23 protein-coding genes and 1 rRNA gene are annotated in these 25,177 nt (G+C 72.7%); 15 read left to right on the top strand and 9 right to left on the bottom strand.

Annotated elements, in window-relative coordinates; translation table 11 throughout:
* Positions 1-83 precede the first annotated feature (83 nt).
* The 4 genes from ABTW95_RS07295 to ABTW95_RS07280 all read left to right on the top strand — a co-directional run bounded on the left by ABTW95_RS07295 (position 84) and on the right by ABTW95_RS07280 (position 3,018).
* Positions 84-1,376, top strand: a complete 1,293-nt coding sequence (locus ABTW95_RS07295; protein WP_500225486.1) for an acyl-CoA dehydrogenase family protein — start codon at positions 84-86, stop codon at positions 1,374-1,376.
* Positions 1,369-2,001, top strand: a complete 633-nt coding sequence (locus tag ABTW95_RS07290) for a TetR/AcrR family transcriptional regulator (RefSeq protein ID WP_396447905.1) — start codon at positions 1,369-1,371, stop codon at positions 1,999-2,001. Before ABTW95_RS07295 ends, ABTW95_RS07290 begins: the two co-directional genes overlap by 8 nt.
* Before the next feature lie 86 nt (positions 2,002-2,087).
* Positions 2,088-2,450 (top strand): VOC family protein, encoded by a 363-nt coding sequence (locus ABTW95_RS07285; RefSeq protein ID WP_396447906.1) that lies wholly within the window; start codon positions 2,088-2,090, stop codon positions 2,448-2,450.
* 46 nt (positions 2,451-2,496) lie between these two features.
* Positions 2,497-3,018, top strand: coding sequence for a GNAT family N-acetyltransferase (locus ABTW95_RS07280; RefSeq protein ID WP_500225485.1), 522 nt, complete (start codon positions 2,497-2,499; stop codon positions 3,016-3,018).
* Between the two features lie 63 nt (positions 3,019-3,081).
* On the opposite strand, the gene ABTW95_RS07275 is transcribed toward ABTW95_RS07280, so the two are convergent.
* Entirely contained in the window at positions 3,082-3,894 is an 813-nt protein-coding gene (locus ABTW95_RS07275; RefSeq protein ID WP_500225483.1) for a PIG-L family deacetylase, read from the bottom strand.
* Between the two features lie 56 nt (positions 3,895-3,950).
* Entirely contained in the window at positions 3,951-4,805 is an 855-nt protein-coding gene (locus ABTW95_RS07270; protein ID WP_500225482.1) for a class II glutamine amidotransferase, read from the bottom strand.
* Positions 4,806-4,897: 92 nt separating this feature from the next.
* Between ABTW95_RS07270 and ABTW95_RS07265 the strand changes: the two genes are divergently transcribed.
* From ABTW95_RS07265 to ABTW95_RS07255, 3 genes are all read left to right on the top strand, one after another.
* On the top strand, positions 4,898-5,398 hold the full coding sequence (locus ABTW95_RS07265) for an HAD domain-containing protein (RefSeq protein ID WP_396447911.1): 501 nt from the start codon (positions 4,898-4,900) through the stop codon (positions 5,396-5,398).
* A 101-nt stretch (positions 5,399-5,499) separates the two neighbouring features.
* On the top strand, positions 5,500-6,507 hold the full coding sequence (locus ABTW95_RS07260) for a methyltransferase (protein ID WP_500225480.1): 1,008 nt from the start codon (positions 5,500-5,502) through the stop codon (positions 6,505-6,507).
* 85 nt (positions 6,508-6,592) lie between these two features.
* Complete coding sequence (locus ABTW95_RS07255; protein WP_396447914.1) at positions 6,593-7,354, top strand: SDR family NAD(P)-dependent oxidoreductase; 762 nt, start codon at positions 6,593-6,595, stop codon at positions 7,352-7,354.
* Between the two features lie 2 nt (positions 7,355-7,356).
* On the opposite strand, the gene ABTW95_RS07250 is transcribed toward ABTW95_RS07255, so the two are convergent.
* Together ABTW95_RS07250 and ABTW95_RS07245 are read right to left on the bottom strand one after the other, a co-directional pair.
* Entirely contained in the window at positions 7,357-8,040 is a 684-nt protein-coding gene (locus tag ABTW95_RS07250) for an NUDIX hydrolase (protein WP_500225479.1), read from the bottom strand.
* Complete coding sequence (locus ABTW95_RS07245; RefSeq protein WP_500225477.1) at positions 8,037-8,876, bottom strand: helix-turn-helix domain-containing protein; 840 nt, start codon at positions 8,874-8,876, stop codon at positions 8,037-8,039. Before ABTW95_RS07245 ends, ABTW95_RS07250 begins: the two co-directional genes overlap by 4 nt.
* Before the next feature lie 66 nt (positions 8,877-8,942).
* Between ABTW95_RS07245 and ABTW95_RS07240 the strand changes: the two genes are divergently transcribed.
* Together ABTW95_RS07240 and gltX are read left to right on the top strand one after the other, a co-directional pair.
* The gene (locus tag ABTW95_RS07240) at positions 8,943-9,551 is read left to right on the top strand and encodes a TIGR03086 family metal-binding protein (RefSeq protein WP_500225476.1); all 609 of its coding nucleotides are present in this window, start codon (positions 8,943-8,945) and stop codon (positions 9,549-9,551) included.
* A 74-nt stretch (positions 9,552-9,625) separates the two neighbouring features.
* On the top strand, positions 9,626-11,026 hold the full coding sequence (gltX, locus tag ABTW95_RS07235) for a glutamate--tRNA ligase (RefSeq protein WP_500225475.1): 1,401 nt from the start codon (positions 9,626-9,628) through the stop codon (positions 11,024-11,026).
* Positions 11,027-11,074: 48 nt separating this feature from the next.
* Here gltX and ABTW95_RS07230 read toward each other — a convergent pair whose 3' ends face one another.
* Both ABTW95_RS07230 and ABTW95_RS07225 read right to left on the bottom strand, forming a co-directional pair.
* A complete protein-coding gene (locus ABTW95_RS07230) occupies positions 11,075-11,719 on the bottom strand; it encodes a response regulator (protein ID WP_396447920.1) in 645 nt (214 codons plus the stop codon).
* Positions 11,720-11,801: 82 nt separating this feature from the next.
* Positions 11,802-16,031, bottom strand: a complete 4,230-nt coding sequence (locus ABTW95_RS07225; protein WP_500225472.1) for a hybrid sensor histidine kinase/response regulator — start codon at positions 16,029-16,031, stop codon at positions 11,802-11,804.
* A 340-nt stretch (positions 16,032-16,371) separates the two neighbouring features.
* Here ABTW95_RS07225 and ABTW95_RS07220 point away from each other — a divergent pair, with 340 nt between their 5' ends.
* From ABTW95_RS07220 to ABTW95_RS07210, 3 genes are read left to right on the top strand one after another with little or no spacing between them, the layout of a single operon-like run.
* Positions 16,372-18,624, top strand: a complete 2,253-nt coding sequence (locus ABTW95_RS07220) for a SpoIIE family protein phosphatase (protein ID WP_500225470.1) — start codon at positions 16,372-16,374, stop codon at positions 18,622-18,624.
* Positions 18,625-18,655: 31 nt separating this feature from the next.
* Positions 18,656-18,994, top strand: coding sequence for an STAS domain-containing protein (locus ABTW95_RS07215; protein WP_371955004.1), 339 nt, complete (start codon positions 18,656-18,658; stop codon positions 18,992-18,994).
* A 44-nt stretch (positions 18,995-19,038) separates the two neighbouring features.
* Complete coding sequence (locus ABTW95_RS07210) at positions 19,039-19,407, top strand: ATP-binding protein (protein WP_396447923.1); 369 nt, start codon at positions 19,039-19,041, stop codon at positions 19,405-19,407.
* A gap of 120 nt (positions 19,408-19,527) precedes the next feature.
* Here ABTW95_RS07210 and ABTW95_RS07205 read toward each other — a convergent pair whose 3' ends face one another.
* Both ABTW95_RS07205 and ABTW95_RS07200 read right to left on the bottom strand, forming a co-directional pair.
* Positions 19,528-20,877, bottom strand: coding sequence for a class II 3-deoxy-7-phosphoheptulonate synthase (locus ABTW95_RS07205; RefSeq protein WP_396447924.1), 1,350 nt, complete (start codon positions 20,875-20,877; stop codon positions 19,528-19,530).
* A gap of 204 nt (positions 20,878-21,081) precedes the next feature.
* On the bottom strand, positions 21,082-22,092 hold the full coding sequence (locus ABTW95_RS07200) for a sigma-70 family RNA polymerase sigma factor (RefSeq protein WP_396447925.1): 1,011 nt from the start codon (positions 22,090-22,092) through the stop codon (positions 21,082-21,084).
* Positions 22,093-22,222: 130 nt separating this feature from the next.
* Here ABTW95_RS07200 and trxA point away from each other — a divergent pair, with 130 nt between their 5' ends.
* Together trxA and ABTW95_RS07190 are read left to right on the top strand one after the other, a co-directional pair.
* The gene (gene trxA, locus ABTW95_RS07195; RefSeq protein WP_396447926.1) at positions 22,223-22,576 is read left to right on the top strand and encodes a thioredoxin; all 354 of its coding nucleotides are present in this window, start codon (positions 22,223-22,225) and stop codon (positions 22,574-22,576) included.
* A 104-nt stretch (positions 22,577-22,680) separates the two neighbouring features.
* On the top strand, positions 22,681-23,532 hold the full coding sequence (locus ABTW95_RS07190) for a putative RNA methyltransferase (RefSeq protein ID WP_500225464.1): 852 nt from the start codon (positions 22,681-22,683) through the stop codon (positions 23,530-23,532).
* On the opposite strand, the gene ABTW95_RS07185 is transcribed toward ABTW95_RS07190, so the two are convergent.
* Entirely contained in the window at positions 23,470-24,231 is a 762-nt protein-coding gene (locus tag ABTW95_RS07185; RefSeq protein ID WP_500225462.1) for a hypothetical protein, read from the bottom strand. The two genes, ABTW95_RS07190 and ABTW95_RS07185, sit on opposite strands and share 63 nt — an antisense overlap.
* Positions 24,232-25,109: 878 nt before the next feature.
* Between ABTW95_RS07185 and ABTW95_RS07180 the strand changes: the two genes are divergently transcribed.
* A 16S ribosomal RNA gene (locus tag ABTW95_RS07180) occupies positions 25,110-25,177 on the top strand; the annotation flags it as partial.

Genomic DNA, 25,177 nt, shown 5'->3' with positions numbered 1-25,177 from the left:
GTCAACCGGAGAGTAACAGTCATGCACTTGCATTACATACTCAGATAGGTCGATTATCGGGGAAACGACGCAGGAGGCTCGCCATGGCTTGGGACTTCGAGACCGACCCCGACTACCAGGAACTCCTCGACTGGGCGGACGCCTTCGTCCGGGACGAGGTCGAGCCGCTCGACCTGGTGCTCGGCAGCCCGTACGACAAGAGCGACCCCCGCTACAAGCGGCTCGTCCGCCCCCTGCAGGACCGGGTGCGCGAGAAGGGGCTGTGGGCGTGCCACCTCGGCCCCGAGCTCGGCGGGCAGGGATACGGCCAGGTGAAGCTGGCCCTGCTGAACGAGATCATCGGGCGCTCCCGGTGGGCGCCGTCGGTGTTCGGCTGCCAGGCGCCCGACTCCGGGAACGCGGAGATCCTCGCCCACTTCGGCACGCCCGAGCAGAAGGAGCGCTACCTGCGGCCGCTGCTGGACGGCGAGATCTCCTCGTCCTATTCGATGACCGAGCCGCACGGCGGAGCGGACCCCACGCTGTTCACCACGCGCGCCGTCCGGGACGGGGACGGCTGGGTCATCAACGGCGAGAAGTGGTTCTCCTCCAACGCGCGCCACGCGACGTTCCTCATCGTGATGGCCGTGACGAACCCCGACGTGTCGGCGTACCAGGGCATGTCGATGTTCATCGTGCCGGCCGACGCGCCAGGACTGACCACCGTCCGCAACGTCGGCGTCGGCGGCGAGCGGGAGGGCTCGCACGGCTACCTGCGCTACGAGAACGTCCGCGTCCCGGCCGAGAACCTCCTCGGCGAGGAGGGCGGCGCGTTCGCCATCGCGCAGACCCGCCTCGGCGGCGGCCGCATCCACCACGCCATGCGGACGATCGCGCAGGTCCACAGGGCGTTCGACATGATGCTGGAGCGCGCGGTCTCCCGGGAGACCCGGTTCGGGCCGCTCGCCAAGATGCAGATGACCCGCGAGAAGATCGCCGACAGCTGGATCGAGATCGAGCAGTTCCGGCTGCTGGTCCTGCGCACCGCCTGGCTGATCGACAAGCACCGGGACTACAAGAAGGTCCGCAAGGACATCGCCGCCGTGAAGGCCGCGATGCCGAAGGTCTACCACGACGTCGTGCAGCGCGCGATGCACCTGCACGGCGCCCTCGGCGTGTCGAACGAGATGCCGTTCGCGGCCATGCTGCTCGCCGCCGAGGCGCTCGGCATCGCCGACGGCCCCACCGAGGTCCACAAGATCACCCTGGCCCGGCAGCTGCTCCGCGACGTCGAACCCGCCGGCGGGCTGTGGCCGTCCCACCACCTGCCCACCCTCCGGGAGGCTGCCCGCGAGCGGTTCGCCGAGGCGCTGGAGCTCGCGATCGGCGATGAGTGACACGCGCGAACGCCTGCTGGACGCCGCCGAGGCCCTCTACGCCGCGCGCGGCGTGGACGCCGTCAGCCTCCGGGAGATCCTCCAGGAGGCCGGCGCCCGCAACGCCACCGCCGTCCAGTACCACTTCGGGGGCCGCGCCGGGATCCTCCGCGCGATCTTCGCGCGGCACGCCCCCGACGTGGAGGCCCGCCGGCACGCCCTGCTCGACGCCTACGAGGACGGCGAGCAGGGCGTCCGGCCCCTCGCCGCCGCCCTCGTCCGCCCCATGGCCGCCCGGCTGGCCGACGCGTCGGGCCGCGCCTACCTGCAGATCTGGGCGGACGTGGTGAACCGGCCGGACCCGATCGTCCCCCTCGCCGTGCTGGACGATCCGCGCGACAGCCTGTGCCGCTGGCGGAACCTGGTCGAGCCCCTCCTCGAAGAGGACGCGGCGCGCCTGCACCGCCGCTTCACCGCCATCCTGTACGCCTCGATCGAGCTGGCGCGGCGCGCCCGCTCCGGGCCGCGCACCGACGACCGCCTGTTCACCAGCTACCTGATCGACGTCGTCGCCGCGATCCTCGGCGCCCCGGTCTCGCCGGAGACCCGCCGCCTCGCCGCCGAACGCGACGCCGCGCGCCGCTGAGGTGCCATTCGTCCAAGACGGGGGGATCGGCCCGCCGCACACTGGGCATGTCAGACCCCGCCGCCCCGACTAGCAGGGAGGACGACATGACGAGTGAGATCCGCCGGACCTTCTACCCGCTGATCAGGTCCGCCGACCCGGCGCGGACGATGGCGTGGCTGGAGAGGGCGTTCGGCTTCACCGAGGTCGCGGCGCACAAGGACGACACCGGGAAGATCGTCCACGCCGAGATGCGCTTCGACACCGGGCTCATCATGCTGGGCAGCGCGGACGTCCCCGCGGCGGCGGTCTACGTCGCCGTCGACGACCCCGACGCCCACCACGACCGCGCGAAGGCCGCCGGCGCCGAGATCTTCCGGCCGCTCACCGACCAGGACTACGGCTCCCGCGACTACGCGGCCCGCGACCCGGACGGCAACGACTGGTACTTCGGCACCTACCGGCCCTGAACGACGCGGCGCCCGCGGCGGCGATCGTTTGCGATGATGGAACACCATGGACCCGGGGCTGCACCTGCGCGATGTCCGGCCGGGCGACGTCGGCGCCTACATCAGGATGCGCTGCGACCCGGTCATGATGGCCGAGCTCGGCGGACCGCTGCCGCGCGAGGGCATGGCGGCCAAGGTCGGCCGCGACGTCGCCGCCGCCGCGGCCGGCACGGCCTGGATCAAGATGATCGTGCCCGCCGGCGACCCCGCGGCGGTCGCCGGGACGGTGTCCCTCTGGACCCACGAGATGGACGGCGAACCCATCTCCGAGATCGGCTGGATGGTGCTGCCCGAATGGCAGGGCCGCGGCGTCGCCGAACACGCCGTCCGGACGCTCCTCGAAGCGGCGGGCGACGACGGCCGCTGGGGCGCCGTCCACGCGTTCCCGGCGACGACGAACGCGCCGTCCAACGGGATCTGCCGCTCGCTCGGCTTCACCCTCGTCGGGGAGAAGGACGTCGTCTTCGCCGGCAAGTCCCTGCGGACCAACCACTGGACCATCGACCCGGCGGCGATCCGCACCGGCTGAGCCGCCGTCATCGGGAGGCCGGAGGCCCGCCGAGCACGACCGGCGGCTGGGCGCGGCGGCGCGTCACCTGAGGCCCGCGAACAGGTCGTCCTCCTTGGCGGGGGCGTCGACGCGGCAGAAGTGCCGGACGAACGACTCGAACGAGAACGCCGCGCGCTGCATCTCCTCCGGCATCCGCAGCAGGAAGATGTTCTCGCCCTGGCTGGCGTGCGCCTCCAGGGCCTTGCGCTTGGCGTCCACGTGCGCGGAGACGTCCACCATGCTGGTGATCAGCTCGTCCGGGGTGCCGAAGTCGTCCGGCGGGTCGAAGTCGATGTCGACGCCGGCGTCGCGCGCCGTCTCGAACATCTGCTTGATGCCGGAACGGGGGATGGCCGTGTAGTAGAGCTTGTCGGGGACGCCGCTCTTCTCGGCGGCGGCCAGCGCGACGCGGTGCGCCTGGATGTGGTCGGGATGGCCGTAGCCGCCGTTCTCGTCGTAGGTGACGACGACCTGCGGGCGGTAGCGCTCCATCAGCTCGGCCAGCCGCCCGGCGGACTCGTCGAGGGGGATGTTCGGGAACGCGCGCGGGTCGCTGTTCGTCGGCCAGCCGTCCATGCCGGAGTCGCGGTAGCCGAGCAGCTCCAGATGGGCGATGTCCAGCAGGCGGGCCGACTCCCGCAGTTCGGCGAGGCGGCGCCGCGCGACCTCCTCCGCGTCGTGCCCGGGCTCGCCGGGCTTCACGCCGCCGGAGTCGTCGCCCTGCTCGCCGTTGGTGCAGGTGACCAGCACCGTCCGGACGCCCTCGGCGGCGCTGCGGGCGAGCAGCCCGCCGGTTCCGAGGACCTCGTCGTCCGGGTGGGCGTGGACGGCCATCAGCGTGAGTTCGTGCGTCATCCGGGCTCCTCCAGGGTTTCCGGTCGTCCACCCTACGTCCCGGACGCCGAAGTCGATCACGTCTGGGAGGTGGACTCCGCGGCGGAGAGGTCGGCGTGCGCCAGCGGGTGCGCCGGCGCGTCGAAGGGGAACTGCGAGGACGCGTCCGAGCCGTCCACGACGAGCAGCTCGCCGGGCGCGAGGAGCCGCCAGCCGGGGTCGGCGTCCATGCGTTCGCTGGCCACCACATGCGCGCAGCACGGCTCCCGGTGCGAGACGACCTTCACGTGGCCGGGCTCGCGTTCGGCCGCCAGGTCGCGGGTGTCGCCGGGCTCGCCCAGCTCGGACCGGTTCACCCACAGCTCGTGGGTCTCCGGGTAGCGCAGCGCCCACAGCCGGCCGGACTCGGCCAGCAGGAGGTTGAGGGCGAAGACCGGCAGCTCGGCGGCGATGCGCCGGACGGCCGCGACCAGCCCCGACGTCGTGTCGCCCTGGCGCCGGATCTCCGCCGTGATGTAGGCGAAGACGAGCTCGGAGTCGGTCTGCCCCTGGACCAGCGCCCGGTCCACGTCGGTGAGCCACGAGTCGAGGACGTCGAGGCCGCGCACCACGCCGTTGTGGGCGAACAGCCGGTCGTCCATGACGAACGGGTGCGAGTTGTGCACGTCGATCCTGCCCGTGGAGGCGTAGCGGACGTGGCAGACGTAGGTGTGCGACACGACGTGCCGCGCCTCGGCGTTGAAGTCGGCGTCCCGGAACGCGGCGATGGGCGCGCGGTCGCGGACGGGCTCCTCGCCCAGCGAGAACCAGCCGAGGCCCGTCCCGTCCGGCATGCGGCGGCTCTGCCGGCTCAGGCTGACCGGCGCGTCCACCAGCCAGAACGTCGCGCGGACGCGCGGCCCGCCGGTCGTCATACCGAACAGTCGGCACATGACCGGAGGATGCCCGGCCGGACGCCCGGTAAGACTCCGACGCCGAGAAATGACCTTCGACGGCGCGCCTTTGATGACGTACGGTCCGGTGTATGGGGTCGCCGGTGGTTCTTCTGGACGTGGACGGGGTTCTCAATCCCTTCGTCAGGCCCCACCGGGGTTTCCGGCGGCACCGGTGCTCGCCGGACGGCAGGACCTTCCAGCTGTGGCTCAACGCCGCGCACGGCCCGGCCCTGCTCGAACTCGCCGAGTCCACCGGGGCCGAACTGGCCTGGGCGAGCTACTGGTGCGAGCACGCCAACGAATGGATCGCTCCCAGGGTCGGGCTCCCGGAACTGCCGTTCGTCCCCATCCCGCAGTTCCCCGGCATCGAGGAGGGCCGCACCCTCGGCGCCTGGAAGGCCCGGCACGTGGCCGCGTGGGCGGAGAGCCGCCCGTTCGTGTGGTTCGAGGACGAGCCCGACGCCACCGAGTGCATCGCCGCGGAACCGGACGTCGCCGAGCACCTCCTCGTGGAGATCGACCCGCTGACCGGCCTCACCGACGAGCACCTCGACACCGCCGCGGCGTGGCTGCGCACCCTGACCCGCTGACCCGCCCTCGCCGACGAGGGTTCGGGGGAAGGTTCCATTCGTCCAATACCCCGGACGGCGGGGCTCCCTAGCGTCGGGAACGACGGAGAGGGGAGCCGACGATGTCGAGATCACCGCTGATGGACCTGGCGTTCGGATACATGCCGGCGCAGATGATCTACGTGGCCGCCGAGATCGGGCTGGCCGACGCCCTGGCCGGCGGGCCGCGGTCGAGTGAGGAACTGGCGGACGCGACCGGTACGCACGCGCCGTCCCTCCACCGGCTGCTGCGCGGCCTCGTCACCCTGGGCGCCGTGGAGCAGAAGGAGCGGGACCTGTTCGCGCTGACCGCCGAGGGGCAGCGGCTCCGCGCGGACGCGCCCGACTCGATCCGGGCGCTGGTCCGGCTGTTCTGCGGCCCGGAGGTATGGCGGACCTGGGGCGACATGGCCGAGACGCTGCGCACGGGGGAGTGCGCGTGGAAACGCGTCACCGGGAGGACGTCGTTCGAGTACTTCGAGTCCGACCCGGAGCTGTCGGAGACGTTCAACGAGGCGATGGCCGAGCACACCCGCGCGGTCGCGCCCGGGATCATCCAGGCCCACGACTTCTCCCGCTACGGAACGGTCGCGGACCTCGGCGGCGGCGACGGCACGCTGCTCGCCGCGATTCTGCGCGCGAACCGGGGCCCGCGCGGCCTGCTGTTCGACCTGCCCGCCGGCCTCGCCGCCGCCTCCGGCGTCCTCGGCGACGTCGCCGACCGGGTCGAGATCGTCCCGGGTGACTTCTTCGACGCCGTGCCCGGGGGCGCGGACGCCTACGTCCTCAAGAGCGTCCTGCACGACTGGAGCGACGCGAAGGCCGCCGCCATCCTGCGGAACGTCCGCGCGGCGATGCGCCCGGGAGCCCGCCTGCTGATCCTGGAGCAGGTGATGCCGGAGACGGTCGCCCCGGAGGCCGCGGGCATCGTCCGCAACGACCTGAACATGCTCGTCTCGACGGGCGGGCGCGAGCGCACCGAGGCCGGCTTCCGGGATCTGCTGGACGCGGCCGGATTCACCGGCGTCTCGTTCACCGGCCCGCTGCCGCCCGCGGCCTACCACGTCATCGAGGCCGAGCCGGCGGGCTAGGGCGGCGCCCGGGCCGGGTTACCGCGGACGGCCGCGAACGTGCAGGATGGGACCGTCGTAAGCGACCCCTGATGAAGGAGTGCCCATGAGCCCTCTCGCCGGACGCACCGCCCTGGTCACCGGAGGCAGCCGCGGGATCGGCCGCGCCGTCGCGCTCGCCCTGGCCGCCGACGGGGCGCGGGTGGGCATCGCCTACCGGCGGGACGAGGAGGCCGCCCGCAAGACCGTCGCCGGCATCGAGGCCGCCGGCGTGGAGGGCCGCGCGTTCCGCGCCTCGGTCGACAGCGTGGACGAGTGCCGGGCGCTGGCGGCGCGGGTGGAGGACGAACTGGGCGCCCTGGACATCCTCGTGCACAGCGCCGGAATCGCCAGCCGCGGCAACGGCGTCGCCGACACCGACCCCGCGGAGCTGGAGCGCGTCATGCGGGTGCACGCGTTCGGCCCGCACCACGTCAGCCAGGCGCTGCTGCCGCTGCTGCGCCGCGCCGAGCGCAGCGACGTCGTGTTCGTGTCCAGCGTGATCACCGACCTCATGCCGGCGTTCGGCGGCCCCTACGCGATGGGCAAGGCGGCCATGGAGGCGCTCGCGCAGGTCCTCGCCAAGGAGGAGCGCGGCAACGGCATGCACGTCAACGTGGTCGCCCCCGGCCTCGTCGACACCGACATGGGCCGCCGGCTCGTGCGCGCCACGGCCGGCGTCGAGGACATCCGGCAGCAGGACGCCGCGTCCCCGTACGGGCACGTGTGCTCGCCCGAGGAGGTCGCCGATGTGGTCCGGTTCCTGGTCTCCGACGGCGCGTCCTACGTCACCGGGCAGCGCGTCGTCGTCGACGGCGGGACGTTCTGACGTCAGTGGCGCGTCCAGTCGGGCTGGAGGAAGCCGGCGACCCTGGCGTCCCGCCCGAGCAGGACCACCTCCCGGAACTGCCACAGCATCGCGCCGGTCGGGGCGTGGACGCTCCAGTCCGGGCCGAGCCGCATCTGCAGGAGGCTGCCGCCGCCCGGCTGCGGGACCCAGTGCGGGGTGCCGTCGTCGGCCAGCTTCCGCAGGCTGGTGTGGTGCACCGAGTGGACCTCGTCCGGGTTCGGCGCGAGCGGCCCGGGATCGTCCAGCACCGCCACGACCGGCGTGATCGCGAAGCCCGAGGCGGCGGGGAAGTCGTCGAGCCGGCCGAGCACGTCCGCGGGGCCGGCGGCCAGGCCGATCTCCTCGTGCAGCTCGCGCAGCGCCGCCTCCTCGGGCGTCTCGCCGTCCTCCAGCCGCCCGCCCGGCAGCCCCCACTGGCCCGCGTTCCGCCCCCGGTAGGCGCGCCTGATCAGGATCACCGACGGGGCGCCGCCGTGCTCCACCGCGCACAGCACGACCCCGGCGCGGTGCAGGCCGGGCGCGTCCGGGACGGTCGTGTGCTCGAACGAGGCGAGCCGGCGGGCCGCCAGCGCGCGGAAGGCGTCCAGGTCGTCGAGCGGCTGGTCGAGCGGCTGGTCGAGCGGCTCGTCGAGCGGGTCGTGGCGGGGATCGCGGGGGGCGGTCATGCCTCGATGGTGCCAGGGCCGGCCTCGCGGGCGTACTTCGCGGGGGACGTCCCGACCGCCGCGGTGAAGTCGCGGGTGAAGTGCGCCTGGTCGGCGTAGCCGAGGTCGGCGGCCAGCGCCGCCCAGTCGACCCCGTCGCCGGAGGCCGCCCGCTCGGCGGCCTCCTGCATCCGGAACCGCCGGATCACCCATTTCGGGCCGATCCCGACGTACTCGTGGAACAGGCGCTGCAGGCTGCGCTGCCCGAGCCCGACGTCGGCGGCCAGCTCGCCCACCCGCACGAGGCCCGGCCGCGCCGCGATCCGCGCGACGATCGCGGCGGCCCGCTCGGCGGACGGATCGGGCTCGGGCGCCGCCCCGGCGAGGAACGCCTCCAGCCGCCCGACCGCCTCCTCGGCGCCGGCCGCCGCGAAGACCTCCTCGGCGAGCGCCGTGCCGGCGGCGCCGAACACCTCCTCCACGGCTGCGAACCGGCCGGTGAGCGCGGCGGCGGGAGCGTCCATGAACGGCCGGAACCCGCCCGGCCGGAAGGCGGCCCCCACGACGCGGCCCTCGTCGTAGATCTCCTCGACGAAGTCGTCCCGTACGACGCCCGCGATCCGCGCCCGCGTCCGCCCGCCGGTGAGGTAGCTGGTGAACGTCATGTGGACGGACGGCCGCGTGAGCACCCGCTGCCGGTGCGGCGGCCGGCCCCGCAGGTCCCACCGCAGCACCCAGAAGTTCTCCACGAACGGCGCGACCGCCGGCCCCGGCGCGATCCTGTCCAGCCGGAAGCGCCGCAGGGCCGTCCGCGCCCGCAGGATGCCCCGCGTCCCATCGGGTAGGGATCGTTCCACCGGCCCAGGCTAGCGGTGTCGCGTTTCTTCAAGACCGGTGCCGCGGACCCGTTCTAGCGTGGCCGCATGTTCGAACAGATGAGCGAGGAAAAGATCATGGATATCCGGAGCCAGATGCTTCCCGCCGCGGAGGCCGCGGCGCGGATCGTCCTGGAGATCCCCGAGGCGAGGATGGACGCGCCCACCCCGTGCCCCGAATGGGACGTGCGGGGCCTGGTGAACCATCTGATCCTTTGGAACGGGCGGGGCGGGTCGGCCGCGCTCAAGGCCCCGACGACCGGGCCGGGGGAGGACCACGACTTCACCGCCGAGCCGCACTGGGCCGAGCGGTTCGGGGAGCAGGCCCGCAAGACCGCCGAGGCGTGGCAGGACCCGGCCGCCTGGGAGGGCAACGCCAGCCTCACCGGCAACAAGGAGGGCATGCCCGCCGCGTTCATCGCCGGGATCGTCTTCGGCGAATGCGTCGTGCACGGCTGGGACCTCGCCGTCGCGACCGGCCGCGAGCCCGGCTTCCCGCCCGAGGTCGTCCAGGCCGCCTGGGAGCAGATCGTCCCCACGGCCGAGGTCAGCCGGCAGTACGGCGCGTTCGGGCCCGAGGTCCCCGTGCCGGAGGACGCGCCGCTGCTCGACCGCGTGCTCGGCCTGGCCGGCCGCGACCCGGGCTGGAAGCCCTGAGCCGGGCGTCCGGATCACGCCGCGGCGCGCGGGTCCCGGCGCGAGCGGGGGCCCGCGCGCCCTACCCTTGAGGCATGTCTTCGAGTTCTTCGATCCGCGTCCGCTTCGCCCCGTCACCTACCGGCATGTTCCATGTCGGCGGCGCCCGCTCGGCGCTGTTCAACTGGGTGATGGCCACCCAGTCGGGCGGGACGCTGGTGCTGCGCATCGAGGACACCGACGCCTCCCGCAACAGCCCCGAATGGACCGAGGGCATCATCCGCGCCCTCGCCTGGCTCGGCATGGACGGCGAGCAGTACGAGGGCCCCTACTTCCAGTCCGCCAACGCCGACAAGCACGCCGACGCCGTCCGGCGCCTGAAGGACGCGGGGCGCGCCTACTACTGCGACTGCAGCCGCGAGGCCGTCGTCGCCCGCACCGGCGACCAGCACAAGGGCTACGACGGCTTCTGCCGCGACCGCGGCCTGGAGCCCGGCCCCGGGCGCGCCCTGCGCTTCCGCACCCCCGACGAGGGCCAGACCACCGTCGTCGACCTGCTGCGCGGCAAGCCCGTGTTCGAGAACGCCGTCCTGGAGGACTTCGTCATCGCCCGCGCCGACGGCTCGGTCACCTTCCTGCTCGCCAACGCGGTCGACGACATGAGCCAGGGCATCACCCACGTGGTGCGCGGCGAGGAGCACCTGTCCAACGCGCCCAAGCAGCAGCTGCTGTGGGAGGCGCTGGGCGCCGAGCCGCCCGTGTGGGCGCACGTGCCCGTCATCGTCAACGAGAAGCGGCAGAAGCTGTCCAAGCGCCGCGACAAGGTCGCCCTGGAGGACTACCGCGCCGAGGGCTACCTCGCCGAGGCCATGCGCAACTACCTGATGCTGCTCGGCTGGGCCCCGTCCGGCAACCGGGAGATCGTCCCCTGGGACGTGATCGTCGAGGAGTTCCGCATCGAGGACGTCAACACCTCGCCGGCGTTCTTCGACATCAAGAAGCTCCGCGCCATCAACGGCGAGTACATCCGGGCGCTGCCCGTCGAGAAGTTCATCGCCGAATGCCTGCCGTTCCTGGAGCAGGCCCCCTTCGACGTTGACGTCGCCGTGTTCGCCGAACTGGCGCCGCTCGCGCAGACCCGCGTCGCGGTGCTGTCGGAGATCGTCCAGATGATCGACTTCGCCTTCCTGGACGAGCCGCCGTCCGACGAGCAGTCCTGGAACAAGGCGATGAAGGAGCCGGCCGCCGCGATCCTCGCCGCGGCCGAGGCCGCCTACCAGGACGCCCCCTGGAACGCCGCCGAGCTGAAGGACCGGCTGGAGCGCGTCGGCGCCGAGCACGGCCTCAAGCTCGGCAAGGCCCAGGCGCCCGTCCGCGTCGCCGTCACCGGCCGCACCGTCGGCCTGCCGCTGTTCGAATCGCTGGAGATCCTCGGCCGCGAGCGCACCCTCACCCGCATCGCCGCCGCGCGCGGGCGGCTCGAAGCGTCCTCCTGACGCGCGGACCCGCCGGCGCTATCGCGCCGGCGGTTCAGGCGGGCCGGTCTAGGCGGACCGGGCCTCGTCGCCGCCGTCCAGCGCCTCGCGCAGGCCGGCGAGGCGGCGGACCAGTTCCTCGTAGTCGTCGCGGCGGGCGGGCGGGAGGTGCTTGCCCACCGCCTCGGCCTGCTCCTCCACCGCCGTCAGCCGGGAGCGGGCCCGGTCGAGCGCGCCGGGGCCGGGGCGCTCGCTGAGGAGCGTCTGCTGCTCGCGCAGCAGGGCGGCCTGCTCGCGCAGCAGGACCGTCTGGTCGCGGAGCTGCTTGTTCTTGTTGTGCAGCTCCACGAACACCGACACCTTGGCGCGCAGCACCCACGGGTCGAACGGCTTGGAGATGAAGTCGACCGCGCCCGCGGCGTAGCCGCGGAACGCGTAGTCGGGGTCGCTGTTCACCGCCGTGAGGAAGATGATCGGCAGGTCGCGGGTCTTCTTGCGGCGCTTGATGTCGCGGGCCGTCTCGAACCCGTCCATGCCCGGCATGACGACGTCCAGCAGGATGACCGCGTACTCGTCGGTCAGCAGCGCCTTCAGCGCGTCCTCACCGGACCGCGCGCGGACGAGGTCCTGATCGAGCGAGCTGAGGATGGCCTCCAGCGCGATCAGGTTCTCCTCGCGGTCGTCCACGAGCAGGATCTTCGCCTTGTCGTCCACGCGCGCCTCTCCGATTCCGGTCCCCGCCACCGCCGGCCGAGCGCCGCCCACGGCGACCCTACTGCCCGGGCCTCTCCTCTCCTCAGCGGACGATGGAGGGTTGCAGCCAGTTCCGCATGACGTCAAGAAGATGGTCCACGTCCACGGGCTTCGGCACATAGTCCGACGCGCCGGAGTCGAGGCTCTTCTCCCGGTCGCCCTTCATCACCTTGGCCGTGATGACGATGATCGGCAAGTCGGCGAACTGCGGCATCTCCCTGATGGCGGCCGTGGTGGCGTAACCGTCGAGCCCCGGCATCATGACGTCCATCAGCACGACCGCGACGTCCGGGTTGCGGTGCAGCACGTCGATCCCGGCCTGCCCGTCCTCGGCGTAGAGGACCTCCATCCCGTAGCCCTCGAGGACGCTGGTGAGCGCGAAGACGTTCCGGACGTCGTCGTCGACGATCAGCACCTTGCGCCCCGACAGGACGGTGTCGAGGAGGTCGGCCGGCGGCTCCTCCAGCAGCCCGTTCAGCGCCGGCTCGGGCTCCGTCGCCGGCGGGCGCTGCTCCACCGGCAGGCCGGCGTCCGCGGCGGGGGCGGACGCCCGGCGCGCGAGACGGTCGTCGCCCCGCTCGCCGCCCCCGGCCCGCGCGCCCTCCGGCGGGGCGGCCGGCTCCTCCGGCGCCGCCGGGCGCCGCCGGTCCTCGCGCTCGCTGTACTGGGCGGGCAGGTAGAGCGTGAACACGCTGCCGCGGCCCGGCTGGCTCTCCGCGTGGATCTCCCCGCCGAGCAGCCGCGCGATGTTCCGGCTGATCGACAGGCCGAGCCCGGTGCCGCCGTAGCGGCGGCTCGTGGTCCCGTCGGCCTGCTGGAACGGCTCGAAGATCTCCTGCAGCTTGTCGGCGCTGACCCCGATCCCCGTGTCGATCACCCGGAACGCGATCACGTCCGGGGTGTTCCACAGCGCGGGCAGCGTGAAGTCGATGTCGCCGGCCCGCTCGATCAGCAGCCGCACCTCGCCCTCGGCGGTGAACTTCACCGCGTTCGACAGCAGGTTCCGCAGCACCTGCTGCAGCCGCTGCTCGTCGGTGTTGAGGGTGGCGGGGACGTCCGGCGCGACCTCCACACCGAACTGCAGGCCCTTGTCGACCGACAGCGGGCGGAACGTCGCGTCCACGTAGTCGACCAGCCCCGCGACCGACAGCCGCTGCGGGTGCGCCTCCATCTTCCCCGCCTCGACCTTCGCCAGGTCCAGGATGTCGTTGATCAGCTCCAGCAGGTCGGTGCCGGACTCGTGGATCGTCCGCGCGAACTCCACCTGCTTGTCGGTGAGGTTGCCGTCCTGGTTCTCCGACAGCAGCTTGGCCAGCACCAGCAGGCTGTTCAGCGGGGTGCGCAGCTCGTGCGACATGTTCGCGAGGAACTCCGACTTGTACCGGGAGGAGATCGCCAGCTGCTCGGCGCGCTCCTCCAGCGTCCGCCGGGCCTGCTCGATCTGGAAGTTCTGGATCTCGATCGCGCGGTTCTGCTGGGCCAGCAGCGCCGCCTTCTCCTCCAGCTCGGTGTTGGAGTGCCGCAGCTCGCCCTGCTGGCGCTGCAGCTCGTCCGACCGCTCCTGCAGTTGCTGCGCGAGCCGCTGCGACTCGCTGAGCAGCGCCTCGGTCCGCGCGTTCGCGCGGATCGCGTTCAGCGTGACCCCGATCGTCTCGATCAGCTGGCTGAAGAACGCCAGGTGGACGTCGGTGAACCGGCCGAACGAGGCCAGCTCGATCGCGCCGAGCACCTCGTCCTCGAACACGATCGGCAGCACGATGATGTTGACCGGGGACGCCTCGCCCAGCCCCGACCCGATCTTGACGTAGTCGGCGGGCGCGTCCGCGATCAGCAGCGGCCGGCGCTCCTGCGCGGCCTGCCCGACCAGGCCCTCGCCCAGCGCGAACCGGACCGACCCGGTCCTGTCGCGCCGCGTCCCGTACCCGGCGATCAGCACCAGCTCCAGTTCGTCGCCGGCCTTCTCGGCGAGGTAGAACGCGCCGTACTGGGCGCTCGCCGTCGGGGTCAGCTCCCGCATGATCAGCTCGGCGACCTGCAGCAGGTCGCGGTGGCCCTGCATGAGCCCGCCGATCCGCGCCAGGTTGGTCTTGAGCCAGTCCTGCTCCTCGGTGGCGCGGGTCGTCTCGCGCAGCGTCGCGACCATCAGGTTGACGTTGTCGGACAGCTCGGCGACCTCGCCGCGCGCCTCCACGGTGATCGTCCGGGTCAGGTCGCCGCTGGCGACCGCGCTCGCGACCTCGCCGATCGCGCGGACCTGGGTGGTGAGGTTGCCGGCCAGCTCGTTGACGCTCTCGGTCAGCCGCTTCCAGGTGCCGGACACGCCCTCGACCTCGGCCTGGCCGCCGAGGCGCCCCTCGCTGCCGACCTCGCGGGCGACGCGGGTCACCTCGGACGCGAACGACGACAGCGTGTCGACCATCGTGTTCAGCGTCGTCTTCAGCTCCAGGATCTCGCCCTGCGCGTCGACGTCGATGCGCCGCGTCAGGTCGCCGTGCGCGACGGCGGTCGCGACCTGGGAGATGTTGCGGACCTGGTAGGTCAGGTTGGACGCCATGCCGTTGACGTTGTCGGTCAGGTCCTTCCACATGCCGCCGGCGCCGGGCACGATCGCCTGGCCGCCGAGACGGCCCTCGGTGCCGACCTCGCGGGCGACGCGGCTGACCTCGGACGCGAACGACGACAGCGTGTCGACCATCGTGTTCAGCGTCGTCTTCAGCTCCAGGATCTCGCCGCGCGCGTCCACCTCGATCTTGCGGGTCAGGTCGCCCTGCGCCACCGCCGTCGTCACCTGCGCGATCCCGCGCACCTGGTTGGTCAGGTTGTTCGCCATCGCGTTGACGTTGTCGGTCAGGTCGAGCCACACCCCGCCCGCGCCGGGCACGACCGCCTGCCCGCCGAGGCGGCCCTCGGTGCCGACCTCGCGGGCCACGCGGGTCACCTCGGACGCGAACGCCGACAGCGTGTCGACCATCCCGTTCACGGTGTCCTTCAGCTCCAGGATCTCGCCCTGCGCGTCGACCGTGATCTTCTTGCCCAGGTCGCCCTCGGCGACGGCGGTGGTGACCTGCGCGATGTTGCGGACCTGGTAGGTCAGGTTGGACGCCATGCCGTTGACGTTGTTGGTGAGGTCCTTCCAGACGCCGCTCACGCCCGGGACCCGCGCCTGGCCGCCCAGGCGCCCCTCGGTGCCCACCTCGCGGGCGACGCGGGTGACCTCGTCCGCGAACGCCGACAGCGTGTCGACCATCGTGTTCAGGGTGTTCTTGAGCTGCAGGATCTCGCCCTGCGCGTCGACGGTGATCTTCTTGCCGAGGTCGCCGTCCGCGACGGCGGTGGTGACCTGCGCGATGTTGCGGACCTGGTTGGTCAGGTTGTTCGCCATCGCGTTGACGTTGTCGGTCAGGTCCTTCCAGACGCCGCTGACGCCGCGCACGTGGGCCTGCCCGCCGAGCTGGCCCTCGGTGCCGACCTCGCGGGCGACGCGGGTGACCTCGTCCGCGAACGCCGACAGCTGGTCGACCATCGTGTTCACGGTGAGCTTCAGCTCCTGCAGCTCACCGCTCGCCTCGACCGTCACCTTGCGGGTCAGGTCGCCCTTCACCACCGCCGTGGTGACCTCCGCGATGTCGCGGACCTGCGACGTCAGCCGCGACGCCATCACGTTCACCGACGCCGTCACGTCCCGCCAGCGGCCGGTCATGCCGCGCGCCGGCGCCTGCCCGCCGAGCCGGCCCTCGGTGCCGACCTCGCGGGCGAACTGGGTGACCTCCCAGGTGAACTGGTCGAGCAGCTCCACCATGCCGTTGACCGACTTGGCCATCCGCAGCAGCTCGCCGCGCATGGGCCTGCCGCGCACCCGCAGCTCCACCCGCCGGCTCAGGTCCCCGGCGGCCACCGCCTCGACCACCTGGTGCATCCCGGTGGCCAGGTCGGTGAGCTTGTCGATGATCGCGTTGGCGTCCTCGGCCGCCGTCGCCCACGTCCCCCGCAGCCTGCTCGGCGTCAGCCGCCCGCGCAGCTTGCCCTCCCGGCCGATCTCCCGCCGGACGCGGCTCAGCCCCGCGGACAGCTCCTCCCCGTTCAGCCGGATCTCCTCCAGGATCGCCGCGGCCTCCGCCACGGCGCCCTCGCCCGGCACGTCGAGCTCCTCCTTCGCCCTGCCGTCCCGCACGGCGGCGAGCGCCTTCAGCAGCGGCGCGAGATCGGCGTCGCTGTAGCGCGGGGTGGTGTCGCGGTACCCGCCGGGGCGGGCACGTGACGCGGTACGCGGCATTCTCTTCATCCTCCTGGCCCGCGATCGTCGAACGTCCGGATGCCACGGACTCCTTCCCCGGGCCCTATTTCCGGCTCTTGGGCCCACATGCGGCCGCACCAGTACTCTACGTCGCCGTGCGGGGGCCGGCCCCTTTCGCGGAGACGGCCGTGGCCAGACGTCGATGACCGTGCATCCGCGCTCGTAGTCTTCGTGTTACGGTCTGTCGTGTCGTGACGGGGGTCGCGTTCACCGAGGCCGGACGCACCGCGGGGCCCGGTTCACGGCTCTCGTGGCCGCGCGGCCGGCCGGTCTGTCACGATGACCGGACCGGGTAGTGACTTCGAACAAGGGATGACGGTTGGATCGGCAGACGGCCTCGGCGACCTTCCCGTCCGCCGCCGCGTCGGTGGCGGACGCGCGCCGGTTCGTCCGGAAGGTGCTGGCCGACTGGGGCATGGACGAGGCCGCGGACGACGCCGTACTGGCCACCAGCGAACTGGCCACCAACGCGATCGCCTACGCCGGGACGTCCTTCGAGGTCTCCTGCCGGCTGGAGGACGGCGACATCAAGATCGAGGTCCGCGACCGGCACCCCACCCGGGGCATCGAGATGCCGGGCGTCACCGCCTCCAGCGGCCGCGGGCTCCCGTCCATCGCCCGGCTCGCCGCGTCCTGGGGCGTCTCCTACGACCGCCGCACCAAGGGCGTCTGGTTCCGGCTGCCCCGGCCCGGCGCGGCCGCCGGCGCCGACCCCGCGGACGCCCCCGGACGGGACGTCGGCGCCGACCTGCCCGACGCCGCGGGCTCCGCCGGGCGGGACCCGGCGGAGCGCACCGCCCGGGAGCGCGCCGCCCGCGACCGGGGCGACCAGCCCCGCGACGCCGGCCGCGCGCAGGGCCGCGAAGGCGCCCTCGGCGCCGACGCGGGCGACGTCCCCGTCGCCGGGGACCGGCTGCTGCGCTCCCCGGCCGCCGTGGAGGCCATGGAGGACGGCGTCGCCACCGTCCGCGAGACCCTCGGCGCGGAGGGCGCCGCCGTCCTGCTCACCGAGCGCGACGGCCGCATGATCATGGGCTCGTCGGCCGGCACCGCCGCCGAGATGCCGCTCGGCGAGCTGTCGGTGGCCGGTCTCGGCCCCGCCGCCCGCGCCGGCTCGCCCTGGGTCGCCGCCGAGGCCGACCCGACCGCCACGGCCCTGCAGGCCCGGTCCCTGGCCGCGGCGCCGCTGGAGTCCCAGGGGCGCCTCACCGGCGTCGTCGTGGCCGTCTCCTCCGTGCCGGGCCGCTTCGACGAGGCCGACGGCGCCCGGCTCGGGCGGCTCGCCGACGAGATGTCGCTCTCCCTGGAGAAGGCCAGGGTGGGCGAGCTGGAACGGTCCTGGCGCGGCTGGCTCAGCTTCGTCGCCGAGGCCAGCGACCTGCTCGCCGGCACCCTCGACCAGGAGCGCACGATGGCGCTGGTCGCCCAGCTCGTCGTCCCGCGCCTGGCCACCTGGTGCGCCGTCTACACCGTCAGCGAGGCCGAACCCGACCGGCTCGCCTACGTGTGGCACGCCGACGAGAACCGCTCCGACGGGCTCCGCGAGCTGCTGGAGCACGCGGGCGCCGCCCCGCCGATGGACGGCCCCGGCCCCTGGAACGGGCTCGCCACCGCCCCCGAGGAGGTCCGCGCCGCCGCCGGCGACACCGCCGCCGACCAGGTCTACGCCTTCCCGCTGATCGCCCGCGGCCGCCGCATCGGCACCATCGTCATCGGCCGCCCGCCCGGCGACCGCTTCCCGCGCAGCGCGATCGAGCTGGCCGAGGAGCTCAGCCGCCGCGCCGCCCTCGCCGTCGACAACGCCCGCCTGTTCTCCGCGCAGACCGCCATGAGCAGCGCGCTGCAGCGCAGCCTCCTGCCGCCCGGCATCCCCGAGATCCCCGGCCTGGAGGTCGCGGTGGTGTACGAGCCGGCCGGGGAGGGCAGCGAGGTCGGCGGCGACTTCTACGACGTCTTCGAGAGCGGCCCGCGGCCCGGCGGCCCCGCCTCGGCGTCCCGCTGGCGGTTCGCCATCGGCGACGTGTGCGGCACCGGCCCGGAGGCCGCCGCGGTGACCGGGCTCGCCCGGCACGCGCTGCGCATCCTCGCCGCCGAGGACATGTCCGTCCCGGACGTGCTGGCCCGGCTCAACCGGCTCATCCTCGGCGAGGGCGAGCGGGGCCGGCTGCTCACCCTGCTGCACGGCGAGATCGCCGCCCGCCGCCGCGACGGCGTCCGGATCCGGCTGACCAGCGCCGGGCACCCGCTCCCGCTCGTCCTCGACCCCGACGGCAACGTGCGCGAGGCGGCCTCGGCGCAGCCGCTGCTCGGCGTGTTCGACGGCGTGGAGTTCCACACCGACACGGTCGACCTGCGCCGAGGCGAGGTCCTGCTCTGCGTGACCGACGGCGTCACCGAGCGGCGGGCCGGGACGCGGCTCCTCGGCGACGGGGACGGCCTCGAACGCCTCCTCGCCGACTGCAAGGGGCTGAGCGCGGGCGCCGTCGCCGCGCGGATCCAGCGGGCGGTCCGCGACTTCGGGCCCGAGCCGTCCAACGACGACATTGCCCTCATCGTTCTACGGGCGTCATGATGGAGACCAACAATCGGTAAGGTGGGGTGGCGTGGGGCTTGCCTTGCACACGACACGACAGGACGGCCGCGCGACGATCGCCGCGCGCGGCTCCATCGACCTGCACTCCTCCGAAGAGCTGCGCACTCGGCTGACCGAGCTCGTGGACGCGGGCGAGCGGGCGGTCGTCGTCGACCTCGCGGCGGTCGATTTCTGTGACTCCTCCGGGCTGAACGTCCTCGTCCGGGCGTACAAGCACGCGCGCGCGCAGAACGCGACGCTAACCGTCACCGGCGCCTACGGCCGGGTCGAGAACGTGCTGCGCACCACCGGGCTCGACCGCTTCCTGATCGAGGGCCCGGCGGAGGAGGCACCTGCCGATGGGCGGTGAGGGAACCCGATGAGAAACGGCGAGCGGGCGGAGTGACCGACCCGATGACCGAGACCACACTGCGGGCGGCGCCGCAGACCGAGGCGGTCGAGTACGCGCGTCGCCTCGCCGCCCGGACCATGCGCACCTGGGCGCTGATGGACCGCGAGGAGCTCGTCACCGCGATCGTGGCCGAGCTCGTCGCCAACGCCGTGCGGCACGCGGGCACCGCGCTCGAACTGCGGCTGCTGCGCGATTCCGGCCGCGTCCGCGTCGAGGTCCGCGACCGCGCCGCGCAGCTGCCCCGGCTGACCGTGCCCGGCCCGCTGGACGAGTCCCACCGCGGCCTGTTCATCGTCGACCGGTTCGCGAACTCCTGGGGCGCCGACCCGGTGACCGGCGGCAAGGTCGTGTGGGCCGAGGTCGACATCTGAGACGGATCACCTGACGCGGCGTCCCGTTTTGGAACGTGCCGCCGCGCATGGTCCCGCACGGGAGCGCGCCCGCCACCGGTTTCACCGGTCGGCGGACGCGCTCTCGGACCTTCGGGACGGTCAGACCGATTTGCGGTACAGCTCGGCCACCATGAACGCCAGGTCCAGCGACTGGCCCCGGTTGAGCCGCGGGTCGCACGCCGTCTCGTAGCGCTGGTGCAGATCGGCCTCCGCGAGCCCCTGCCCGCCGCCGACGCACTCGGTGACGTCGTCGCCGGTGAACTCGATGTGGATGCCGCCCGGGTGGGTGCCGAGCGCCCGGTGCACCTCGAAGAAGCCCGCCACCTCGTCCAGGACGTCGTCGAGCCGCCGGGTCTTGTGGCCGCTGGGCGCCTCGAACGTGTTCCCGTGCATCGGGTCGCAGATCCACGCGACCGGCGCGCCGCTCTGGCGCACCTTCTCGATCAGCGGCGGCAGCGCGTCCCGGATCCTGCCCGCGCCCATCCGGGTGATGAAGGTGAGCCGGCCGGGCTCCCCGTCGGGGTTCAGCCGGTCGATCAGCGCCAGCGCGTCGTCCGCGGACGTCGCCGGGCCGAGCTTCACCCCGATCGGGTTGCGGATGTGCCGCAGGAACTCGACGTGCGCCCCGTCCAGCTGCCGGGTGCGCTCGCCGATCCACAGGAAGTGCGCGGAGACGTCGTAGGGCAGGCCGCTGAGGTGGTCGATGCGGGTCAGCGCCCGCTCGTACTCCAGCAGCAGCGCCTCGTGGCTGGAGTAGAACTCCACCCCGTGGAACTCGTCGGGGTTCACCCCGCACGCCTTCATGAACGTCAGCGCCCGGTCGATCTCGGCCGCGAGCTGCTCGTAGCGGCGCCCCGCCGGGCTCTGCTGGACGAAGTCGCGGTTCCAGGCGTGCACCTGGCGCAGGTCGGCGTAGCCGCCCTTGGTGAACGCCCGGCACAGGTTCAGCGTCACGGCCGAGCAGTGGTAGGCCTTCAGCAGCCGGCGCGGGTCGTTGCGGCGGGACGCGGCGTCGAACGCGAACCCGTTCACGGCGTCGCCCCGGTAGGCGGGCAGCTCCACGCCGCCGCGCACCTCCACCGGCTTGGACCGCGGCTTGGCGAACTGGCCCGCCATCCGGCCGATCTTCACGACCGGCACGCTGGCGGCGTAGGTGAGCACGACCGCCATCTGCAGCAGCGTCTTCAGCTTGTTCTTCACCGCGTCGGCGGTCGACCCGTCGAACGTCTCCGCGCAGTCGCCGCCCTGCAGGACGAACGCCTCGCCGCGCGCGACGTCCGCGAGCTGCGACTTCAGCTGGTCGCACTCGCCGGCGAAGACGAGCGGCGGCTGCGTCGCCAGTTCGGCGGCGACCGCCCGGACCTCGTCCGGATCGTCCCAATCGGGCTGCTGGAAGGCGGGGAGGGCGCGCCAGGCGTCGAGGTCCCCGATGGCGGCGGATGTACTCACACGGAAAAGGCTATGGCACCGCCCGCCCGGCGAGGGACGGCGAGCCCCGCCGCGGCCGTCCTCCGCGGCGGTCTCGGCGGCCGCGGCGGCGGTCCGGCGGCGTCCGCACGCGCCGGGCGGAGGCGGACACACGAATCGGGCGGCCCCGATGCCCCGGGACCGCCCGATGTGCGGTCATGTGGTCTTGTGCCCGCGCAGGCCCGGTCAGGCCGCGCGTATTCCGGCGGCCGCGGGCTGCCGGTCCCGGCCGCCGCCGGGGGTGCCGGCCAGCGTCCTGCGGCCGCTCAGATCCGTCTCGTTCGCCATCTGGCGCAGCCGCCGCAGCGAACGGTCGGTGATCTGCCGCACCCGGTTGTGGCTCAGGCCGTACCGGGCGCCGATCTGGGCGTACGACAGCGGCTGCCCGCTGTCCATCCCGAACCGGGCGCGCACGATGGCGGACTCGCGCTCGGGCAGCCGGTCGAGCAGGCGGGCGAGGCCCTCGATGTCGTCCAGCGCGAGGATCTCCGCCTCGGGCGTGACGGCCTCCGGGTCCTCCAGGAGGTCGCCCATCGGCGTCTCGCCCGCGTCGTCGACGGTCGCGTCCAGGCTCGCCGGATCCCGCCGCCAGCGCAGCAGCTCGTCTATGTGCTCGGCGTCGGCGCCCAGCGTCCCGGCCAGCTCCTCGCGGGTCGGCTCCCTGCCGAGCTCGCGGCCCAGCTGGCGTTCCGCGCGGCGCAGGCGCGAAAGTTCCTCCTCCACGTGGACCGGCAGCCGGATGGTGCGTGCCGTGTGGCTCAGCCCGCGCCCGATCGCCTGCCTGATCCACCAGGTCGCGTATGTGGAGAACTTGAAGCCGCGGCGGTAGTCGAACTTCTCCACCGCGCGCATCAACCCCAGGTTCCCCTCCTGAATGAGGTCGATGAGGGGCAACGAGTCGGTCGGGTATTTCCGGGCGATCGAGACCACGAGCCGCAGGTTGGCCTCGACGAAGCGCTGCTTCGCGCGCAGCCCCGCCGCGGCCAGCTCCTCCAACTCCTCGCGGGTCGCGCCCTCGGGCACCCTCCCGTCGTCGAGGAGCTGCTCGGCGTACAGGCCCCCTTCGATCGCCTTGGCCAGATCGACCTCCTCCTGCGCGTCGAGCAGGGGGGTGCGGCCGATCCGGTCGAGGTACGCACCGACAAGATCCTTGTCGGTGACGTCGACCCTGTCGCCCTTAGTACGGGTTGCAGCCATCCTGACCCTTCTCCGGTGCGATCTCCCTAAGGGGACAACGCTAATTACCGCTCTGTGATTCCCGGGCGGGGAATACTGCGAGGCTGTTAGCCGCTCTACGACCTGATACCCCGACTGAGGAGAAACCGACATGGCGACGGTCACACTGACCGCTGAGAACTTCGACAAGGTGGCTCAGGCCGACGGCATCGTGCTGGTCGACTTCTGGGCGGAGTGGTGCGGTCCGTGCAAGCGCTTCGCGCCGGTCTTCGAGAAGTCCGCGGGCAGGCACGAGGACATCGTGTTCGGGAAGGTCGACACCGACGCCGAGCCGGAGCTGTCCGAGAGGTTCGGCATCCGGTCGATTCCCACGCTGATGGCGATCCGGGACGGCCTCATCGTCTTCGCCGAGCCGGGCGCCGTGCCCGAGCCGGTGCTGGAGAACGTGATCGAGCAGGTCCGCGGCCTCGACATGGAGGACGTCCGCCGCCGCGCGGAGGCGTGACGCCGGCCGGTGGTACGCCCGCCGCGTCCTCCGGGAGCCGCGAGGGCCGCGGGCGGGCGGCGCGAGGGCGAACGAGCGGGTGGTGACGCCCGATCCGCCGCCGGATGGACGATGATGGACGGATGCTCGCCGATGTCGTTCCCTACCTGGTGTGCCCCGTGTGCGGAGCGGACCTCGAACTGGCCGGCCGCGGACTGCACTGCCCGGGCGGGCACGCCTTCGACATCGCGCGGCAGGGATATGCGAACCTCCTGCCGGGCAACGCGCGTCCTGGGACGGCCGACACGCCGGAGATGGTCCGCGCCCGTGACGACTTCCTGAAAGCGGGCCATTTCGACACGCTGGCGGCCACGCTGGCGCGGAGCGTCTCCGAGGCCGCTCCGTCCTTCGTCGTCGACGCGGGTGCGGGCACCGGCCACTATCTGAGCCGCATACTCGACCGGTCGGCCGGCGCGGTGGGCCTGGCGCTGGACATCTCCAAGCACGCCGCACGCCGCGCCGCCAAGGCCCACGCCCGGGCCGGCGCGGTCGTGGCCGACCTCTGGCGCCCGCTTCCGCTCCGGGACGGCGCCGCCGACACTGTCGTCAACGTCTTCGCACCGAGAAACGCGGCCGAGTTCCACCGGGTGCTCCGCGACGACGGGTTCCTGTTCACCGTGACCCCGGGGCCCCGGCATCTCGGCAGCCTCGTCAAACCGCTCGGGCTGCTCTCGATCGACTCGCGGAAGACCGAGCGGATGGACGCCGCGCTCGCCGGCTACTTCAAATTCGATGCACGCCGGGAGGTCGGGGCCGAGGCCGTCCTGACGCATGATGAGGTGGCCACGCTCGTGGGGATGGGGCCGAGCGCGCACCACGTCCCGGCCGACCGGCTCCGTGAGCGGTTGCGGGCACTACCGGACCCGACGCCGGTGCCGCTGTCCTTCGTCCTTTCGACGTACCGGCGGCTCATGTAGGTCCGAGTCCGCGCGCTGGGTGAGTTCGAGCAGCACCTGCGGTACTTCCCCGGGTTCCGTCACGTCCTCGGCTCCCGGCACGTCGACCGCCTCGTACATGAACGAGACGGAGACGGCACGAGCCGTGCCGCTCAGCAGGAGCCGCTGGAGGGCCTGGCCCGCGCGGAGCCACTCGGCGGGGGAGTCGCCACGAGTCGTGAGAACGGCCCGCCGGCTCTCCCCGCCCTTGTCATCGGGAAGCAGGTGAAGCGCCGCTCCCTCCAGCCGGGCGGCTTCCCCCAGTTCGTTGACCACGGGAAGCGCGGGCCGCAGGCCCGACGGCGGACGATTGCCGGGGAAGGGCTTCAGTGTCGCGGCGTAGAGGAGGCGCTCCTCGCGGGTCACCCTGTGACGCCCGGCCAGGCGCACCGAAGCGAGGACGTACGGGCGTCCGGGATCGGGAAGCAGCCGGACCACCGCCGCGCACCCGAGCTGCGCGGCGGCCAGCCGCAGGTTCACGAGCGCGGCGCCGCCGCCGAGGTGCAGACCCCGTCCCACGGGGTCGTGCATGGTCCGGAACCTGTCCGGGTCGGCGTGCAACTCGACCAGGCCGGGAATGACCTTGAACCGCCAAGCGTGCACGTCATGGACGGTGGGCCCCATCGTCGCGGCGACCACGAGACGCTCCGCGGAGGCGCGGATGGCGACGGGCACATTCACGAGGTGTTCCTCCTGACCTCGGGCGAGTGTCGTGCCGGGAGCCACTGCCCGCCCTCGGCGCGGACGCCGTCGGATGGGCCGTCTGCGCACGCTACCCCACTGTGACCCGATGCACGTAGTACGGGAAAGGCGAGGTCAGCGGGGTTGATGGTGTGCTCGAGTGACAATGCGGCGGGTACGCCGCCTGTGCCGCGATTTGACGGTGCCACGGGCCGCGCTTACTGTCTCTGCTGCCTCGGGAGACGCGGACGCCGCAGGGCGGCCGATCTCGGGGAAGCCACCAGGAACGGCCCGGCCCTGTGCGGGGGCCGGTTCTCGGTGACGGCCCCCGATGGGATGCGGGACGCCGAACGAGGCGGCCGGCCCGGGGGAGCGGACCTTCGTAAATCGGTTCGAGCGGCGCTCGGGCTGGTGTATGATGGTCAAGAAGCCCAGAACGGGATGCAGGACGCCGCGAGGTGGCTGGCCCGCAGGGCATCTCCTACGGATCGATCATCGCCAGGTTCAGTGCCTGGGGGTGAGTCGTCGCCGCGGGGGGACCTGGAACGCTTCCGACCGTCGAAACGATCTTCGTTGATCGGCTTGACAGCGGGTGTGGGCCAGGTAAGTTAGAAGGGTTGCCCCGGAGCCGGGGCCTGCGGGAGCGGGGTTCGGCGCGGTGGGTGTCCGTTTCTTGAGAACTCAACAGCGTGTTAAAAGCCAGTGCCTTTTCGGCTCGACTCTGTTTCAGGGTCGGGTCGCCCCGTGGCCGCCCTCGTTCGGGGGTGGTGGGGATTTCTTTGAGGCAATGCGCAGCCTCCTATGGGGGTTGTGCTTTTGCTGGGATTTTCTTCGAGGTTTGGCCGGCCGGGGTTCGCCCTCTGGTTGGTCGTTGGACCTTAATGGAGAGTTTGATCCTGGCTCAGGACGAACGCTGGCGGCGTGCTTAACACATGCAAGTCGAGCG

Source organism: Spirillospora sp. NPDC127506, assembly GCF_040302145.1.
Lineage (GTDB): Bacteria > Actinomycetota > Actinomycetes > Streptosporangiales > Streptosporangiaceae > Spirillospora.
The sequence above is the reverse complement of the archived record's forward strand: the minus strand, read 5'-3'. Positions and strand labels throughout refer to the sequence as shown.